The following is a 17,297-nucleotide window of genomic DNA, read 5'->3' on the forward strand; positions in this document are numbered from 1 at the left end:
CCGGCCGCGGCGATCGGAAGCGGATTTCGCCCGATACCGCGGAGCGCCACGCGATGCGACCGGCCTCAGCGCGAGGCCGGTCCGGTGTAGTAGAGGTTCTGCCGCTCGTTGCCGACCGAGGCGAGGACGCCGTCGTTCACCCGGCGATAGAGGGCCGACCGGTAGGCCGGCGGGGCCTCGCGGGCGATCCACTCGCGGGCCCTGTCCGCGCCGCCTCGACGGCCCTGGGACTCGGCGATGGCCCCGAGTGCCACGAACCGTTGGCCCTCGGTCGGGTAAAGGACCAGGCTGGCGCGGGCATCCGTGAATCGCCCGGAGGTGATCAGGCTGTCCACCAGGTAGCCCGCCAGGACGCCCCGCAGGCCCCCCTGCTCCACCCGGGCGATCGCCTCGGCCGCGTGAGAATACGACTCCGAGGCCTCCTCCGTCCGGTTGGCGCGGGTCTCCGATTCGGCCAGCAGCACGAACGCCTGGGCGCGGGCCTCGGCGTTGGTGATCCGCCCCGCGATGTTCATCCCGAGCGCGAACTGGCGCGACTCGCCGGCCGAGATGGCCACGCGTTCCAGCGCCGCGAACTTCCAGATCGGCCGCTCGATCGACGTCGCGATCTTCGCCGCCTCTTCCAGGAGGCTACCGGCCTGGTCCTCGTAGTATTTCACGCTGGCGGGGTCAATCTTGTCGGCCTCGCCGAGGGCCTCGGCGGACTGGGTCCGGCGGACGACTTCCCCGATGATCTTGGAGCTGTCGCGGCTCATCCCCTCGGCGACCCTCGCCTCGTACTCGTTCCGATAGGTCGGATTGTCGAGCTTCCCGGCCAGGGCGCCGGCCCGCCGCCACTCGAGGCTGACGAGGCGGACCAACTGCTTGGGGGAGTGAGCGTTCGGCAGCGGGGCCGTCCGATCGCCGGTCTCGGCGGCGACCGATTGCAGCCGCCCCTCGCGGACCAGCGCGTCGGTGAGGAGCCCCGTCACCGTGATCGACTCGATGAGCAACTGATCGTGGTGCAGCCCCGACGACTCCGCAATCGCCGCCTGCGACGCCTCTTCCAGGGTCTTGTGGGCGAGCACGAGCTGGTTGCTGAGGATCGCCTCCCGGGTGGTCTGGAGAAGCGCCCGGCAGCGGTCGTAGCTGGAATTGATCAGCTTGATCGACTCCAGGAAGGGCCGCGTCACCTGGGCCCGGGCGTTCGTGCCTTCCTCGCCGATCGACTGATTCAGGAACGGGGCCAGCGAGGGGTCGTCCGGGAAGCGGACGTCGATCCCCGGGCCCGGCAGCGGGATCCGCTCGATCGGATCCGGCTGAGGGATCCCCGCCGGTGGTCGCGGAACCTGGCCCCACGCCAGGCCCGGGACGGCCAGGGCGAGGCCCGCCGACAGGATGACGGGAAGGCGCCGGGGGCGGAGCGAACGCGGATGCCGTTGCCGATGTCGTGGGCGCATGGCGTAGATCCTTGAACTCGTACGGTCAGAACCGTGGAGGCTCGACGGCGCGCCCGCTCGGGCGTCGGGGGCGAGGGGTCCCGGACGCACGGAGATCGCGTCTTACCCCAAAACATGCCCTTCGATCCCACCGCCGTCAAATCGAGCCGGGCGATCCGAGGGGGTTTCGCCCGAAGACCCGCCGCGGATTGTCCAGCAGGATCGCGCGGGCAAGCTGGAGGGCCCGCCCCTCGCTCCACCCCTGCGCCTGCACGCACGCCTCGGCCAGCGTCTCCGCCAGGACCCTCCGATACGTGTTGAACTTGGGGAGGACGAATTCGAGCTTGTAGGCGTCCGAGTAATAGCCCAGCAGCTTCACCTTCGGCAGGGCCTGGATCCGCGCCGTCAGGTCGGCCCGGATGAAGGCCGGGACGTTCGAGTACCACCAGTGACCGTGCGGCAGGACGTTGGGGAAGATCCACGAATAGGCGACCAGCTCCGCGGCGGCGTCCGGGGAGAGCGTGGAGACCGGGAACGTCACCCCGGCGAAGTGGTTGAACAGCTCGCGATAGTCGTGCAGGCTGACCCGCCGATCGAAGAGGTCCCGCCCCCCCGCGACCCCCGCGGGGTAGACGTTCCGCACCGGGCCGATCATGAGGTCGAACGGCAGCCGGAACTCGGCCGCGAACTCCGCGAGCATCCAGAAGACCGTCGCGCGGATCTCCGCGTGCTCGTCCGGCCGCAGGTCCAGCCCCTGGATCGCCCGCCGGATCGGGGTGACGGCCCGCCTCGGGGCCCCCCGGCGGGGGACGAAATCCGGCGGCAGGCTGATCGCACAGGCGCAGGCCCCCTTGCTCGTGAACCGGCTGAAGAGCTTCCCGAGCGCCTCGCGCAGGCTCGCCAGGTCCTGGACGTCCTCACCGGTGCATCGCCGCAACCGCTCGATGACGGCCGGCTCATGCAGCTTCAGCACCAGGTCGTCGGTGCGGAGGCAGGGGATGTACCTGGTGGTGTCCCAGCCTTCCAGCGGGTCGTCGAAGTCGTTCGTCAGGCAGACCGACTCCAGGTTCGTCGTCGTCCAGACCCGCCGGTCCCAATCCTCGCCATCGAGCTCGTGATTCGCGCGGTCGTAGAGGATGTCGAGGTTCCCGATGTCGATCCGCTCGTCCGGGAAGTCGTGGAAGGTGCGCGCGATCTCCATCAGCCATGAATGCTGGACCGTATTGTCGATCCGCTCCAGGTGTTCGGCCAGGTTGCCCGCGCGGGTCCGCGGGTCCAGCTCCGCCGCGACCTGGGAGGCGGGCATGCCCGCGGAGTGGGCGAGCTCGGTATAGTAGTGGTAGCCGAGCACCTCGTCGAGGTTCCGCGCCGCGGGCCGGTGCGGATCGATGTGCGAGTGGGGATCCACGATCGGCCAGGTCGCGATCTCCTCGAAGAGGGCACGCGCCTGCGGGTTGGTGGGGAGCATCGTCTTGCGAGCCAGCGTCATCGTGTTGAACTCGGTCGTGGAGGGGATTCTCGGCCCGCGACCGGCCCCGATTCGGGCGGGTCTCCGCGGCATGCCTACCGCTCAACCTAGCCCGGCCCGGGCGCCGCGTGCAAGCCTCTTGATCGCGGCGGGCCAGCCATGAAGGTGCTGGTGACCGGGGGCGGGACCGTGGCCCCCATCGACGACGTCCGGACCATCACCAACGTCTCCACCGGTCGCTTCGCCGCGTCCATCTCCGAGAGCGCCCTCGCGAGAGGCGCCGAGGTCTGGCACGTCCATGCCCCTTCCGCGGCCCTCCCCCTGCTCCGCCACGCCCGGTTCGATCCGGAGTCGCCGGAACCGGCCGCGGAGATGGGGCGTCTCGAGGCGCTGCGGCGGACCTGGAATGCCTCGAAGGATCGTCTCCACCTCCAGCCGCTCCAGGTTGGCACGGTCGCCGAGTACGCCTCGACCCTCGAGCACCTCCTCCGCACTCATCCCATCGACGTTGCATTCCTGGCCATGGCCGTCTCCGACTTCGAGCCCGACCCGCACGCCGGCAAGCTCTCGTCGAGCCCCGATGCGCTGACGATCCGCTGCCGTCGGACGACCAAGGTGATCCGGTCCGTCCGCGACTGGTCGCCGGGCGTCTACCTCGTCGGCTTCAAGCTCCTCTCGCGTGCCTCGACCGACGACCTCATCGCCGCCGCGAGGACCGCCGGCCGGACCAACCGCGCCGACCTGACCGTCGCCAACGACCTCCAGATCCTGACCGCCGGCCGCCACACCGTCCACCTCGTCCGCCAGGACCGGCCGGTTGAGACCCTCGGACCGGGACCGGACCTCGCCGATCGGCTGGTCTCCCGGGTCCTCTCCTGGGCGGGTGGTTCCAGGCCGGTCGCCGGCCCCCTCTAGCGCGGCTCGAAGTCTCGGAGCCGGATCGCGGAAAATTGGCTCCGTTCGTCGCGCGGCGTGTTTCGCACGTTCGCCGTAAGTCCTTAATACAGAATCCATTGGCGTCGTTTTTTCGATTGGCTTTGCACCCGCAAGGGTCCCGTCTCGGCTGCCGATCCTCGTCGTCCGTGCGGGCCGGTGCGTGGCTCGGCCTCGCCACTTCAGAACCGCCAAAGAGCATCCGTGTTACTGTCTCGCCGGTCGCCCGAGGGTCCCGCGTGAAGAACCTCGTCGGCCGCGGCGAGCCGCATGCATGCGCCCGCCGGCGCGCACCTTCAACCTCCTGCATGGCTGCGCCTATAGAGAGAGTGCGCCATGATCGAGTTTTTTTGTTCCCTCCGAGCCATGTTTCCCAAAAGGAATTCAGACCGAAACCCACAGGATCGTCATAACCCGAAAACTCTCCATCCGCCTCGACCTCCCCGCTCGGATCGTCGAACCTGGTGCGATGACCGGTGTCCAATTCGCGGAGTCGCCCCCGGAGTCCGGTCCATGGAAGTCATGGTGTTCGTCGGAATCCAGGGATCGGGGAAGAGCACGTTCTATCGGGACCGTTTCGCGGGGACGCACGTCCACGTGAGCATGGACAACTTCCGGAACGCTCGTCGCCCGCGGCTGAAGCAGATGACCCTGATCGAGGAATCGCTGTTGCAGGGCCTTTCGGTCGTCGTGGACAACACCGATCCGACGGTCGAGGATCGCGCCCCGATCATCGCCATGGCGAAAGCCCACGGCGCGACAGTGACCGCGTATCACTTCGATTCGCCGCTCGCGGATTGCCTCGAGAGGAACGGTCGGCGGACCGGCCGGGCGAACGTCCCGAAGGTGGCGATCCTGGCGACGATTGGGCGGCTGAAACCGCCGACCAGGGACGAGGGGTTCGATCGGATCACGGTCGTCCGGCTGGTGCGAACGGGAGAAGGCATCTTCGAGTACCTTGAGGAGTCCGTGCCGTGAAACCCTCCGACTTCGAGGCCCGGATGAGGTCGGGCGAGTTCTTCCACGACCTGCGGATGCTGCCGGCCACCTGGGCCGTCCTGCGGCTGGACGGACACGGCTTCACCCGATTCACCGCCCGGCGCTTTCAGAAGCCGTTCGACGCGAGCTTCCACGCCCAGATGATCGCGACCGCGGAGCGGCTCCTCGAACGCTTCCAGGGGCTCTATGCCTACACGGAGAGCGACGAGATCTCCATCCTCCTCCCCCGGGACTGGGACCTCTTCGACCGCGAGCTCGAGAAGGCCGCGAGCCTGTCCGCATCACTCGCCGGCGCTGTCTTCTCGATCGCCTGCGGCGAACCCGTCCAGTTCGACAGCCGGGCCTGGCTCGGTGCCCGCGACGAGGACGTGGTCGACTACTTCCGCTGGCGGCAGGCCGATGCCACCCGCTGCGCCCTCAACGGATGGTCCTACTGGACGCTTCGGAAGGCCGGCCGGAGCGTGGCCGAGGCGACAGCCGCCCTCCATGGCAAGTCGGTCGCCTTCAAGAACGATCTGCTTCGCAACCACGGCATCAACTTCAACGAGCTCCCCTGCTGGCAGCGACGCGGGACCGGGATCTACTGGGAGCGGTTCGAGAAGGAAGGATTCGACCCCATGCGGGGCCTCGCCGTGAAAACCGTGCGGAGGCGAATGAAGGTCGATCGCGAGTTGCCGATGAAGGGAGAATACGGGAAGCTCGTCGAACGGCTCGTGAGGTCCGCAGATCGGGAAGGGTCCAGGAGGACGGCCTGACGCGAGATCGATCACCCAGGGCAGAGGCGGAACGACCATGAGCGGAAAGCGCCGCTTTCACGAACGGCAAGCACGCCTGGCCGCTCGGGCGGAGCAGGAACGGCGACCGGCCGGGGCGGAAGGTCTCCCCGTCAACCGAGAGGCCCTCGCCCCGAGCAATAGCTACGACGAGCCCGGGTTCGTCAAGCGTGGCTTCTACGTCGATACGCCGTTTGTCTGCCGCTCGTGCGGCGAACCTCAGGTCTGGACCGCGGCCCAGCAGAAATGGTGGTACGAGGTCGCCCGGGGGGACGTGTTCTCGACGGCCAGCCTGTGTCGCCCGTGCCGGCAGCGAGAGAGGGCGCGGCGACGTGAGGCGCAGGTCTCCGGCGGAGACCCGAACCCGTACAAGGACGCGGGCCTGCTCCTCGCTCGAGTTCGCACCCAGATCGAGCCGGAACTCCTGACGGCCGGTTACCGCCTCGTGGGCCGCAATCGCAAGGATGCTCGCCCGATGCTGTTCCTCGATTACGCCGCGCCGGGTGCGATGCTCTCCATCTCCTGGGACCAGCGCGTCGCGAGACTATCCGCGGACCTCCTCACCGAGGGAGGAGCCCAGGTCCGGTCGATCGCCTCGGTCCCGTTCGGGAGCCTCCGTTCCACACCGCAGATCGAGGCCCGTCTCGCGGACTTCCTCGGGTCGCTGCGGAGTTTCCTGGAGGGCCCGGCGTCCCCTCATGGCACGCCGGGGCCGGGACGTTGAGAACGGATCGCGACATGGAAAGAACGGAGGATCGGAACGACCTCGGCGATGCGGCCTCTTCCGTCCGGTTCTTGCGATGCATGACTACGACAAGAGCAGCAAGTGGCTCATCCAGCACCACGGCCTCGCCATCCTCTGGCTCGCGGGCATCACCGACGTCGTCAAGTGGAAGCCGCTCCAGGCCGAGGTCGTCCAGCCCCGCAGCCTCCCCGATGGCCTGATCATGGTCTGGCGAGCCGGTCGGTCTGAGCCCGAGCTCTTCATCCTCGAGATCGCCACCAACGCCGAGCCCCGGATCGCCGAGCAGGCCCTCCGCGATGCCGCCCTCGTCTACCTCGATCGCGGCGTCATGCCCGAGGTCGTCGTCCTGGTCCTCCGCCCCCGCGGCGGCCGGAATCTCCCCCGTTCCATCGAACTGCGGGGGCCCCGTGGCACCACCATTTTGAATCTCCAGTGGCGGACCGTCGAGCTGGCCGAGATCCCGGCGCAGCTCCTCCTCGAAGCCGACGACGTCGGCGTCGTCCCCTGGGCCACCGTCGCCCACATCGACGGCCCCCCCGAAGCCGTCTTCCGACGCTGCCGCGAACGGATCGACCGCGAGGCAGAGCCCGGCGAGAAGGAGAACCTGATCTCGGTCTCGATGGTCCTCGCCAGCCTCCGCTATAATGATCGTTGGCTTCTGAACCTGCTGGGAAGGAAAACCAACATGATCGAGTCGCCGCTGCTTCAGGAACTGAAGGAAGAGTGGACTCGCGAGGCCGCTCGCGAGGCCAAGATCACAGCCACTCGCGAAGCCACGCACAAGGAGAAAGTCGAATCGATCCTGGACAACCTGGACGCGCGATTCGGTTCACGCTCCTCGGCCATGGAAAAGCGACTCGCCGCAATCGAGGACGAGGCTCGTCTCCGCGAATTGCGAAAATTCGCGGCCACGTGCGCCAGCCTGAAGGATTTCCGCGACGAGCTCGGTCCCGCATCGACTCGCCGAAAGTCGAAATAGCCCACGTCGGACGCCTTAGGGCCAGAGGGCGTCCGGGTTAGCCCGGAGGCCGTCCCCGGAGTGTCAGCCGGATCCAGTTGAGCGCGTTCTTCGCCGCCCGGCGCTGGATGATGTCGCGGGGCTGCTCCGGGCCGATATCCAGGCGTTTGGACCAGGTCCCGTCCGCCGTGGAAAGTCCCAGGTAGACCAGGCCCACCGGCTTCTCGGGCGTGCCGCCGGCGGGCCCGGCGACGCCCGTCGTGCTGACCGCGATGTCGGCACCGAACCGCACTCGGGCCCCGGCGGCCATCGCCTCGGCGACCTCCGGACTGACGGCCCCGTGGGTCGCGAGCAGCTCCGCGGGCACGCCGAGGAGGCTCGTCTTGGCCGAGTTCGCATAGCTGATGACGCCGCCGAGGAAATAGGGGCTCACCCCGGCCATGGAGGTGATCATCTGGGCGACCAGGCCGCCGGTGCACGACTCCGCGGAGGCGAGCGTGGCGCCGGTGCGGCGCAGCTCGGCGAAGACGGCTTCCGGGAGGTCGTCGGAGCCTTCGCCCAGGATCAGGTCGCCGAATCGCTCGCGGATGATCGCGGCGGTCGGCTCGGTCTGGGCGAAGGCTTCTTCCGGCGTCTCCCCCTCGCCGCGGATCCGGAAGCTGATGGTGGCCTCGTGGGCGGTGATGCCGACCTCCGGGACTCGGTCCCGGGCGATCAGGTCCGGGGCCATGGCCTCGACGTCGGACTCGCCGCGACCGAACGTGTTGATCTTGCGATAGACGATGCTGCGGGTCCCCAGGCCCCTCGCCCTGAGACGCGGGAGGACCTGCTCGTGGAACATCACGCGCATCTCGGACGGAATTCCGGGGAGGCACGCGAACGTGGCGGTGCCGTGCTCCATCCATATTCCCGGAGCCGTTCCCACCCGGTTGGGGAGCGGCTCGGCTCCCTCCGGGAAGAGGGCCTGCACCCGGTTGCGATCGGCCATCGGCCGGTTCCGGCGCGCGAACATCGCCCGGATCGCCTCCAGGGACGCGGGGTCCTCGCGGAGCGGGACGCCTGCATACGCGGCCAGGGCGTCGCGCGTCAGGTCGTCCTGAGTGGGGCCGAGGCCGCCGGTCAGGACGACCAGCCCCGCCCGGCCGGCCGCGATCCGCAGCGCGGAGACGTTCTCCTCGAGCTGGTCGCAGACCGTCTGGTGGAACAGGACCGGGATGCCGATCGCGCCGAGCTCCCGGGCCAGCCACTGGCTGTTCGTGTCCAGGGACTGGCCGCTGACGAGCTCGGTGCCGATGGCGAGGGTTTCCGCTTTCAACACGGTTGCGTGCTCCGTTGAGGTCCGACTGGCCGGGCCGCCTGCGAAGGTATCCCGGTCCATCCAGGATAGCAAAGGCCGGCGGCCTGCCTTCCCGGCCGCCGCCGGGGATTTCACGGGGAAGGTCCTGTGCTGTGGTTGTGTATATAGGTTATGATCTTGCGAGCAGGTCCGTCGTCAACTTGCCCGCGGGAGAGACGCCGAAGAAGCCAGGTATCATCGGTCACGACAAGTCGGAGAGCGTTCGCCATGGGAGCTAGCGTCCTGCAACGGCCGACCCTCGTCCTGAATCGCCACTGGCAGCCCGTGCATGTGGCCACGGTGGCGCGTTCCCTGGTGCTGCTCTGGAACGAGGCCGCCTTCGTCGTCGATCCCGACAACTTCCAGCTCTATTCCTGGGCCGACTGGGCGAAGCTCACCCCCCGGGAGGACGAGTTGTTCATCCGGACCGTGCGGTTCCGGCTCCGGGTGCCGGAGGTGCTCACGCTCACCCGCCACGATCGGCCGCGGCACAATGCCGTCACCTTCAGCCGCCGCAACCTGTTCAAGCGGGACCACACCACTTGCCAGTATTGCGGCTGCCGGCCGGGGACGGAGGAGCTGACCATCGACCACGTCATCCCCCGTTCCCAGGGCGGCCAGACGACCTGGGAGAACTGCGCCCTGGCGTGCGTCTCCTGCAACGCCAGGAAGGCCAATCGCACCCCGGAGCAGGCCAACATGAAGCTCCGCAAGGTGCCGGTGCGGCCGGCCTGGAAGCCCCTCTATGACGCCTCCACGGTCCGGATCGCCAGTTGGTCGCGGTTCCTCAGCGACGCCTACTGGAACGTGCCGCTCGAGGATGGGGACTGAGCCGGGGCGTCTCGCCGGGGCCCGGGCTCCGGACTGGCTGAGGGACAGGCGGGATGCCTGTCCCTCCTGGTCCTCACGAGGCCAGGCATCCCCGACGACCCCTCAAACGATGGTCTTCGTCCAGGAATCGCCCCCCTCGGGAATCTCCTGGATTTGGGAATCGACGTTCTCTCCCTTGACCCCCCCGGGCGAAACGGCTAACTTCCCGGGCGATTGTCCTGTCACTCGCATCTCTGTCAGAAACCCCGCGCGATCCGGGCCCGATTCCAGGGCTAGACGGGGCGGGGAGTCGAATGGGTCGGGCATCGCTCGCGGGGGCTTTCGGGCCGTCTCGTATCGGCGTGTGCCGGGCTGATTCGGAAGCCTGATATTTCGAGCCAGGGACGGTCGCGGGACGGCCAGGGAAGGCTGTCCGCAGCGCAATGGCGGGTCGTACCGTGGGAGGAACCGTGCGAGAGCACGACCAACCCAGAGGCCACGCGCCCCTCGGGGCATGGCCAGGCCTTATCGTCTCCGTTTGCCTCTCCGTGTCCGTCGGATCCCTGGCGGCGCCCGCCGCGGCGTCGGCCCAGGAGCCGGATGCGGCGGTGGTGGACGCGAGGACCGGCGCGGCCCGGGACGCGGCCGCCGGCCGGAGAGAATCCGCCGAGCCGATCGAGCTGGCCGCTCACCGCGTGCTCACCTGGCGGACGCCCGGCGAGCAGTGGGTCGTCCTCTCGGGCGAGACGTCCCTGCTCCAGGGGACCGAGGGGCTTCGTTGCAGCGATGCGGTCGTCCGCATCGTTGAGATCCAGATGGGACAGGGGAAGGGCTACCAGGCCGACGTCTACGCCGAGGGCGAGATCCGGTTCACGGGCCAGGGCGGAGATCCGAAGCCCAGGCTCCGGACCACGATCCGGACCGCTCGCGACGTCCGCCTGGGCGCCTATCGAGCGGAAGGGCTCCAGTCGCTCAGGGCCGCCCCGCGCAACCTGCCGATCCTGGCCCGGAGCGGGCTGGTGGCCGCCGCACCGGCCCGGCTCAGCGATCCGCAGGTGAGACGAGCCGGCGCGGAGGTGACGCAGCCCCCCGTGGCGGAGCCGCTGCCGGCTCCGCCAGAGGCCGTCGTGGAGACACAGGCCCGCGGCGAGCCGCTCGCGGACGACCTGAAGCCCGCCGCGGCGGAGCCCGCGCAGCCGCCTCCCCTCACCGAGCCGGACGTGGACCTGCCGCCGATCGACGGCGCCGAGCAGTTCGAGGTCCCGGATCTGAAGCAGGCGCCCGCGAACGTGCCCCGGTCGCAACCCCTGCCCGGGGCGACCGACGACGAGCCCGCGCCCCCCCTGCGAGGTGAACCCGCCGCCCGCCCGGGCGCTTCCGCCGCGCCGACGACCCCATTCCTTCCCGGGACGCAGCGGGTCGTCTCGATCAACCAGCGAAGCAGCGTGAACCCGATCTCGACCAAGCAGGTCCTGCCGGACGGGACCGAGGTCTATACCTGGCGAGGGGGCGTCAACATCGTCGGCAAGACGCCCCAGCACGGCACCATCGACGGCGAGGCCGACAGCCTGGTGATCTGGCGGCATCCCGATCCCCGCAAGAAGGGAGAGCAGGCGCTCGGCCCCAACGGCGAGATCATCGAGAACGCCAGCGATCCCATGGAGATCTACCTCGAGGGGAACGTGGTGATCCGCCAGGACGAGAACAAGATCGCCGGCAAGGGGGACCAGCGAACCTACCTGGCCAAGCGAGCCTATTACAACTTCCTCACCAATCGCGTCGTCGTGCTCGACGGCGAGGCCAACCTCTTCGCGCCGGGCCTGATCTCGCCGCTGAAGATCAAGTCGCCCCGCATCGACCAGTTCCACAAGATCATGCAGCGGCCCGACGGGACCTTCATCCAAGATCCCAACCCGGAGATCCGCGCCGAGCGGTCGATGATGACCGGCAGCCGGTTTCCGAACCCGGCCTACCAGTTCAACAACCGGACGGTGGACCTGTCCCGCACGACCGGGCCGCTGCGCGACCCGAACTCCGGCCGGAAGGTCGGAGATCCGGACGACCCGAATCCCCCCGTGGACCTCCTCTGGCACTATGACGCGCGTCAGAACGTCTTCTGGATGGGCTGGGTCCCCATCTTCTACTGGCCGCGGCTGAAGGGGGACATCGACGACCTGGAGACGCCGTTGCGGCAGATCGCCTTCCGGTCCAACAACTACCTGGGCCAGCAGGTCCTGACGGACTGGAACGGGTTCAAGGTCTTCGGCCTGCGACGACCCCAGTGGATCGACAACTGGAACCTCGACCTGGACTACCTGAGCGCCCGGACGAAGGACTTCCCCGCGCTCGGCAGCGAGATGGGCTGGTTCGGCTCCGACCTGATCAAGGACCTGACCGACCCGTATCACCGGGATCGCTCGCCCGGTGAGAACATCACCAAGGACTATTTCGGCTACTTCGACATCTGGGGCCTGAAGGACTCGGGCAACGACGTGCTGGGCTCCGGCCCGGCGGTCGTCACCAACGGCCCGCCCGGGGCCGGGACGAAGGGATACCAGCGAGACAACGTCCCGCCTTTCCAGGACTTCCGCGGGCGGTTCAACATCCGCCACATGCAGCACTTCCTCCCCGACGACGACGAGCACAAGTTCGAGGACCTGCGGCTCCAGTTGGAGCTCGCCTACGTCTCCGACCGGCACTTCATGGAAGAGTACTACAAGCGGCTCAACGAGGTCGGGATGGACCAGGAGACGGTCGGCTATCTCCAGTATCAGAAGAACAGCACGTCCTGGGACCTGTGGGCCGAGGCCAACCTCCAGGACTTCAACACCGATACGCAGTGGCTCCCCCGGCTCGACTACTACCGGCTGGGCGACTCGCTGCTGGGGAACTGGATCAACTACTCCCAGCACTCCGGGGCGGATTACGCCAACACCCACACCGACATCATGGTGAACAACCCGAACCTGTTCGCCTTCATACCGTACGATCCGATCTCGAACACGAGCGGGGTCTTCGAGGCCTTCCGCGCGTACACGAATCACGAGATCGACATGCCCCTGAACATCTACGACGTGGTCCGGGTCAAGCCATACCTCCAGGGGCAGGCGGTCGGCTGGAGCAACCAGATCGGCGGCGGCCCGTTCAACCAGCAGGATACCGGCGCGCTCGGCCGCATCTGGGGGGCCGCCGGCGTGCACACCGAGATGTCGGCCTGGAAGGTCTACCCCGGCGCGGAGAACGAGATCCTCAACATCCACGGGCTGAACAACAAGATCAGCATCTCCGGCGACTTCCGGACCTCGTACGCCAACCGGAACCTGGACCAGATCGCCGTCCAGGACGACCTGGACGACAACACGTATGAGTTCGTCCGCCGCTACTCCGCCATGACGAGCTGGACCGGCGGCATCCTCCCCGGCATGTACGACCCGCGTCACCTCATCCTCCGGAGGAACATCTCCCCGATCACCGGCACGACCGACGTGCAGGCGTCGATGACGACGCTCCAGCTCGGCTGGCATCAGCGGCTCCAGACCAAGCGGGGCCCCGAGGGGAAGCGGCGGATCGTCGACTGGATGACGCTGGACGTCAACGGAACGTACTTCCCGAACGCCCAGCGGGACAACTTCAACACCCCCTGGGGCCAGACGACCTACAACTACCAGTGGTTCCTCGGCGATCGGACCAGCTTCATCTCCTCCGGATGGTTCGACTACTGGGACATCTCCGGGAGCAAGCCGCTGGACAACTACAACGTCAACACCTACAACCCGCAGGGGTTGAACGTGATCACCACGGGGATCTCGCTGAGCCGGCCGCCGCGGGCCAGCGTCTTCATCGGCTACACGGTGATCAACTCGGGCGTGATCAACACGTCGGCCCTGAACACGTCGATCTCCTACTGGCTGAGCCCGAAGTGGTACGGGTCGTTCTCGACCTCGTACGACTTCGGCAACAAGATCCTGCTGGGATCGATGTTCTCGCTCACGAGGATCGGGGCAGACTACCTCACGTCGGTCGGCCTGAACGTCGACCCGCAGCGTCAGAGTTACATGTTCGCCATCCAGGTGTCGCCGCGGCTCTCGCCGAACATCAGGCTCGGCTCCGGCGTGGGCCTGAATCAGTTCGATTCGCGATACGCCGCGACCCAGTGATTCGACGCGGCCTCGCGACGACGGCACGGGCCGAGTGCAAACGGGGGAGCCTCCGGGGCGACCCGACTTGACGGGAAGGGGCGAGGCGGCAACGATGGCGACCACGTGGCGAGCGGATGACGGCCCGCCCGGAGGGAGCCGGCAGGGGGAGCCCATGACGGAACGCCGCAAGCCCGATGACGCCTTCGCGGCCGGAGAGGCCGCCGGGGCGACCGCGGTCGAAAGCCCGCGCGGCCTGTTGCCGGTCCCCGAGTTCGACGAGGACCGGCTCCAGTTCGAGCTCGACCAGGCCGGCGAGCTGACCGCGCAGGCGGACCGGCGGAATACCCGCGGCAAGATGCTCGCCGGGATTCGCGGGCTCAAGCACGCCATCCGCGGCGATTCCAGCTTCTTCGCCCATGGCTACCGCGGGACGCTCATCGTCATCACCGCCTCGGTGCTCGGCGTGAACCAGTGGGGATGGTGCCTGCTCATCCTGGGCGCCTGCCTGGTCCTGATCGCGGAGCTCGTCCACAGCGCCGTGGACACCCTGGCGCGGGCCATCGGCGACCCCGAGGAGCCGAGGCTCTGCATGGCCCGCGAGATCGCCGCCGCCGCCGTCCTCGTCGCCGCCTTCGGCTCCGGCGCCGTGACCGCGATCGTCCTCTCCTGGAAGCTCGCCCAGAACATGGGATGGATCGTCTGAAGCTCGCGCCGCTTACCGAGACTCCTCGTGAAGCTTCGCGTGCTCGTCATCCGTCCGCGGCCGAGTATCGCGGCCGCGGCGGTGACTCAGCTCGATCCGGCTGAGGTACTTCACGTTGGCGCAGTCGTCGAGCTCGCTGGTGTGGCAGGCCGCGGGATCTCGGATCAGGAAGCGGAACGGGCCGCACTGCTCGACGCCCAGGGGCCGATCCCCCAATCGGTAGACGACGATGCCCTCGGCCCGGACGGCCTGGAGCGGGATCGAGACGTGGAAGTCGTCGCGATCGGCGTGGAGGGTCAGGTAATTCGCCTCCGGGAGCGGCCGGACCCGATCCAGGACGGCCTCCAGGGCCACGCCGTCCCCCTTCCGCTTCGAATGGAAGCGGGAGACGTCCTCGATCTGTGCGTCCGCCGGCAGTCCGGCGAGATCCGCGAGGGCGAATTCCCGGGGATTCTCCACCAGGCCATCGACGACCAGGGCGGGCTCGTTCATCGGTCGGGTCTCCCGGCTCCGATCAATCCTCGGAGGGTTCGCGGACGTTGAACTCGAGCTTCCAGCGGCGATCGTCGCGGGTGCTCTGGCACCAGAGCTCGAGCGTCCCCACCTCGTTCACGTCCGAGTGGAGGCGGACCGGCACGGCCTCGCCCGCGTCGCCGTCCTCGGCGGGGAGGGTCGTCTCGAGGGGGGCCAGCTCCTGGATCTCCTCGGCGTTCCAACGGTCCAGGATCGTCCCCACCGGGTCATCCCGACGGGTGGTGGAGCTGAGGAACCGGAAGACGGCTGGCTCGCCGATCACCAGGCCGAGGTCCGGGCTCGGCACGTCCGCCTTCGTCCCTTCTTCCATCCCCATGGGGACGACGCAGAGCGCCTTGATGGGGGGCGCCACCCCGGGGACCGCCGGCGCCGAGGTCTCCAGGCCCACGTAGTAGGATCGCGCCACGCCGCCCCGGATTCGGACCCCCTTCCCCTTGCGGACCTGCCCGTAATACGCGGCGCCCCGGGCCACGGCCAGGTCCAGGTCGGTCGATTCGAGCTCGGGCACGGGCTTTCCGGCCCACGTCGAGATGACCTCGAGGACACGCTTGCGGAGCTCGGTCGCCTTGAAGACGCCGCCGTTGAAGAGGACGGCCGAGGGGAGGACCATCGATCCGCCGGTGTGCAGCGAGCCGGCCTGCTGACCCAGGAATCGGGCCAGGTGGCGGGTGATGGCCGGGTCCGCGGCATACGGGAGGCCGATCTCGGCGAGCCCCACGCGGCGGCCCCGGGTGGGGAGGTCCGTCGGCTTGCACGCGGGGAAGAAGCCGTCCAGCAGGGTTCGGTCCAGCAGCTCCCGCGTCAGCTCGGTCTTGATCGATCCGCCGATGACCTTCGAACCGCGGCCGAGCACGGTGACCGGTGCCGCGGCCTTCTTCGGCTCCGCGAACAGGGCCTCCTTGGCGGACCGGCAGGCATGCCCCAGGGCGACGCGCTGGACCGGGTCCAGCCCGTCCATCCCCTGGGGGAGCGTGGCGGCGACGGCGTAGGCCAGCGCCAGGTCCATGTTGTCGCCGCCCAGGAGGATGTGCTCGCCGACCGCCAGCCGCGAGAGGACCAGGTCGCCGGCCTCCTCCGTGACGGCGATCAGCGTGAGGTCGGTCGTGCCGCCGCCGACGTCGCAGACCAGGAGGATGTCGCCGACCTTGACATGCTTCCGCCACCGCTCCCCCTGGGCGGCCAGCCACGCATAGAAGGCGGCCTGCGGCTCCTCCAGGAGGGTGACGTGCTTGAGCCCGGCGAGGCCGGCCGCCTCCACGGTCAGCTCGCGCGCGACGGCGTCGAACGAGGCCGGCACCGTCAGCAGGACGTCCTGGTTCTCGAGCCGTTCCTCGGCCTTCTTGCCGGCGACCCGAGCATTCCACGCCTCGCGGAGGTGCTCGAGGTAGGCGGCCGAGGCGGCCACGGGGGAGATCCTCGGCACGTCCTCCGACGCCGTCCACGGCAGGACGGCGGCCCGGCGATCGACGCCCGCGTGCGAGAGCCAGCTCTTGGCGGAGCTGACCAGGCGGCCCGGGACCTTGGCCCCGTGGTCGCGGGCGAAGCTGCCGACGGCCCGGTCCGGGGGCGACTTCCACGGCAGGTCGAGCGCGCCGGCCGGGAACTCGCGCGACGAGGCCAGGTAGAGGAACGAGGGGAGGAGCGGCCGCTCGGAGACGTCCCCCGCGGCGACGAGCTGGGGGATCGGGAGCGACTCGATCGGGTTCGCGACGGTCCCCGCGGCGGCGGCCAGGGCGGAGCCCGGCCCCTCGACCTCGGACGCGGCGTAGGCCAGCGCGGAGTTCGTCGTTCCCAGGTCGATGCCGACGACGTAGCGGGACATGCGGTGGGCTCTCTCGTGGTCGGACGTCTCGGGGAAGGTCAGTGGATCTCGACCTCGGCCGGGGAGAGGACCGAGGTCTCGTCGCGAGTGGCCGGTAGCGAGGGCAGGTGCACCGCGCTCACGCGCCAGCCGTGGTGCTTGAGGACACCGCGGAACGGCGGCTTGCCGTCCACGTTGCCGATCAGGCGGATCGCGGCGGGGTCGAAGTCCGCCGGCACGTTCACGGGCGATTCCTCGGGCCCATGCAGGATCGGCTCGATGGTCAGGTAATCGCGGAGCGACTTGCGGCAGCCCCGGTGGATGTCCCGCACCGCCGCGCCGATCTGCGCGTCTCCATAGGCATCGATGTCCTCCTGGAGGAAGTCCACGAGCCGCCCGTCGCGCTGGAGGACCGCCAGGATCCTCAGGTCCGGCCCCGTCGGCGCCGGGGAAAAGAGCGGCTCCACCCGCTCGGCAAAGGCCGCATCCGTCAACGTCCGCCAGAAGGTTTTCAGGGAGAGGAGGAATCGATTCAAGTGTCGGACCTCGTGCTCGCGCCCTTGCGGGGATTTTTTGGGTGAGCCCCGTGTCTTTGGGCTCGGGTCGCTCAGGAAGTTCCCATCTTAACATCCGACCACATGAAGGGAAACGGCACCAACTAACGGCGGCTACCGGGCGCC

Annotated in this window: 14 protein-coding genes; 8 read left to right on the forward strand and 6 right to left on the reverse strand. The window is 68.6% G+C overall.

The features are described 5' to 3' along the window. Positions 1 to 65 precede the first annotated feature (65 nt). Positions 66 to 1,439 (reverse strand): hypothetical protein, encoded by a 1,374-nt coding sequence (locus G6O54_RS16445; protein ID WP_165226742.1) that lies wholly within the window; start codon positions 1,437 to 1,439, stop codon positions 66 to 68. A 136-nt stretch (positions 1,440 to 1,575) separates the two neighbouring features. Then, positions 1,576 to 2,907: a glucuronate isomerase gene (locus tag G6O54_RS16450; RefSeq protein WP_250846931.1), complete on the reverse strand. Its 1,332-nt coding sequence runs from the start codon at positions 2,905 to 2,907 to the stop codon at positions 1,576 to 1,578. A gap of 138 nt (positions 2,908 to 3,045) precedes the next feature. Between G6O54_RS16450 and G6O54_RS16455 the strand changes: the two genes are divergently transcribed. From G6O54_RS16455 to G6O54_RS16475, 5 genes are all read left to right on the forward strand, one after another. Further along, a complete protein-coding gene (locus tag G6O54_RS16455; protein ID WP_165226743.1) occupies positions 3,046 to 3,801 on the forward strand; it encodes a phosphopantothenoylcysteine decarboxylase domain-containing protein in 756 nt (251 codons plus the stop codon). Between the two features lie 531 nt (positions 3,802 to 4,332). Next, the gene (locus G6O54_RS16460; protein ID WP_165226744.1) at positions 4,333 to 4,797 is read left to right on the forward strand and encodes an ATP-binding protein; all 465 of its coding nucleotides are present in this window, start codon (positions 4,333 to 4,335) and stop codon (positions 4,795 to 4,797) included. Next, positions 4,794 to 5,573 (forward strand): tRNA(His) guanylyltransferase Thg1 family protein, encoded by a 780-nt coding sequence (locus G6O54_RS16465; RefSeq protein ID WP_205678850.1) that lies wholly within the window; start codon positions 4,794 to 4,796, stop codon positions 5,571 to 5,573. Before G6O54_RS16460 ends, G6O54_RS16465 begins: the two co-directional genes overlap by 4 nt. A 37-nt stretch (positions 5,574 to 5,610) precedes the next feature. Continuing rightward, positions 5,611 to 6,315 carry a zinc-ribbon domain containing protein gene (locus G6O54_RS16470; protein WP_165226745.1) on the forward strand — a complete coding sequence of 235 codons (705 nt, stop codon included), beginning with the start codon at positions 5,611 to 5,613 and terminating at the stop codon, positions 6,313 to 6,315. Between the two features lie 76 nt (positions 6,316 to 6,391). Continuing rightward, positions 6,392 to 7,315 carry a hypothetical protein gene (locus tag G6O54_RS16475; RefSeq protein WP_165226746.1) on the forward strand — a complete coding sequence of 308 codons (924 nt, stop codon included), beginning with the start codon at positions 6,392 to 6,394 and terminating at the stop codon, positions 7,313 to 7,315. Positions 7,316 to 7,352: 37 nt separating this feature from the next. Here G6O54_RS16475 and G6O54_RS16480 read toward each other — a convergent pair whose 3' ends face one another. Further along, the gene (locus tag G6O54_RS16480) at positions 7,353 to 8,612 is read right to left on the reverse strand and encodes a competence/damage-inducible protein A (RefSeq protein WP_250846932.1); all 1,260 of its coding nucleotides are present in this window, start codon (positions 8,610 to 8,612) and stop codon (positions 7,353 to 7,355) included. 246 nt (positions 8,613 to 8,858) lie between these two features. Here G6O54_RS16480 and G6O54_RS16485 point away from each other — a divergent pair, with 246 nt between their 5' ends. The 3 genes from G6O54_RS16485 to G6O54_RS16495 all read left to right on the forward strand — a co-directional run bounded on the left by G6O54_RS16485 (position 8,859) and on the right by G6O54_RS16495 (position 14,282). Beyond that, positions 8,859 to 9,461, forward strand: coding sequence for an HNH endonuclease (locus G6O54_RS16485; RefSeq protein ID WP_165226747.1), 603 nt, complete (start codon positions 8,859 to 8,861; stop codon positions 9,459 to 9,461). 527 nt (positions 9,462 to 9,988) lie between these two features. Next, on the forward strand, positions 9,989 to 13,597 hold the full coding sequence (locus G6O54_RS16490) for an LPS-assembly protein LptD (protein WP_165226748.1): 3,609 nt from the start codon (positions 9,989 to 9,991) through the stop codon (positions 13,595 to 13,597). 94 nt (positions 13,598 to 13,691) lie between these two features. Next, positions 13,692 to 14,282 carry a diacylglycerol kinase gene (locus tag G6O54_RS16495; protein ID WP_250846933.1) on the forward strand — a complete coding sequence of 197 codons (591 nt, stop codon included), beginning with the start codon at positions 13,692 to 13,694 and terminating at the stop codon, positions 14,280 to 14,282. Positions 14,283 to 14,294: 12 nt separating this feature from the next. Here G6O54_RS16495 and G6O54_RS16500 read toward each other — a convergent pair whose 3' ends face one another. The 3 genes from G6O54_RS16500 to G6O54_RS16510 are packed head-to-tail and all read right to left on the reverse strand — an operon-like array spanning position 14,295 to position 17,153. Continuing rightward, entirely contained in the window at positions 14,295 to 14,774 is a 480-nt protein-coding gene (locus G6O54_RS16500) for a molybdopterin-dependent oxidoreductase (protein WP_165226749.1), read from the reverse strand. A 22-nt stretch (positions 14,775 to 14,796) separates the two neighbouring features. Beyond that, the gene (locus G6O54_RS16505; protein WP_165226750.1) at positions 14,797 to 16,638 is read right to left on the reverse strand and encodes an Hsp70 family protein; all 1,842 of its coding nucleotides are present in this window, start codon (positions 16,636 to 16,638) and stop codon (positions 14,797 to 14,799) included. Positions 16,639 to 16,676: 38 nt separating this feature from the next. Next, positions 16,677 to 17,153, reverse strand: a complete 477-nt coding sequence (locus G6O54_RS16510) for a DUF2760 domain-containing protein (protein WP_165226751.1) — start codon at positions 17,151 to 17,153, stop codon at positions 16,677 to 16,679. Positions 17,154 to 17,297: the final 144 nt, after the last annotated feature.

The sequence above is a fragment of the Aquisphaera insulae genome (genome assembly GCF_011064615.1).
Classification (GTDB): domain Bacteria; phylum Planctomycetota; class Planctomycetia; order Isosphaerales; family Isosphaeraceae; genus Aquisphaera; species Aquisphaera insulae.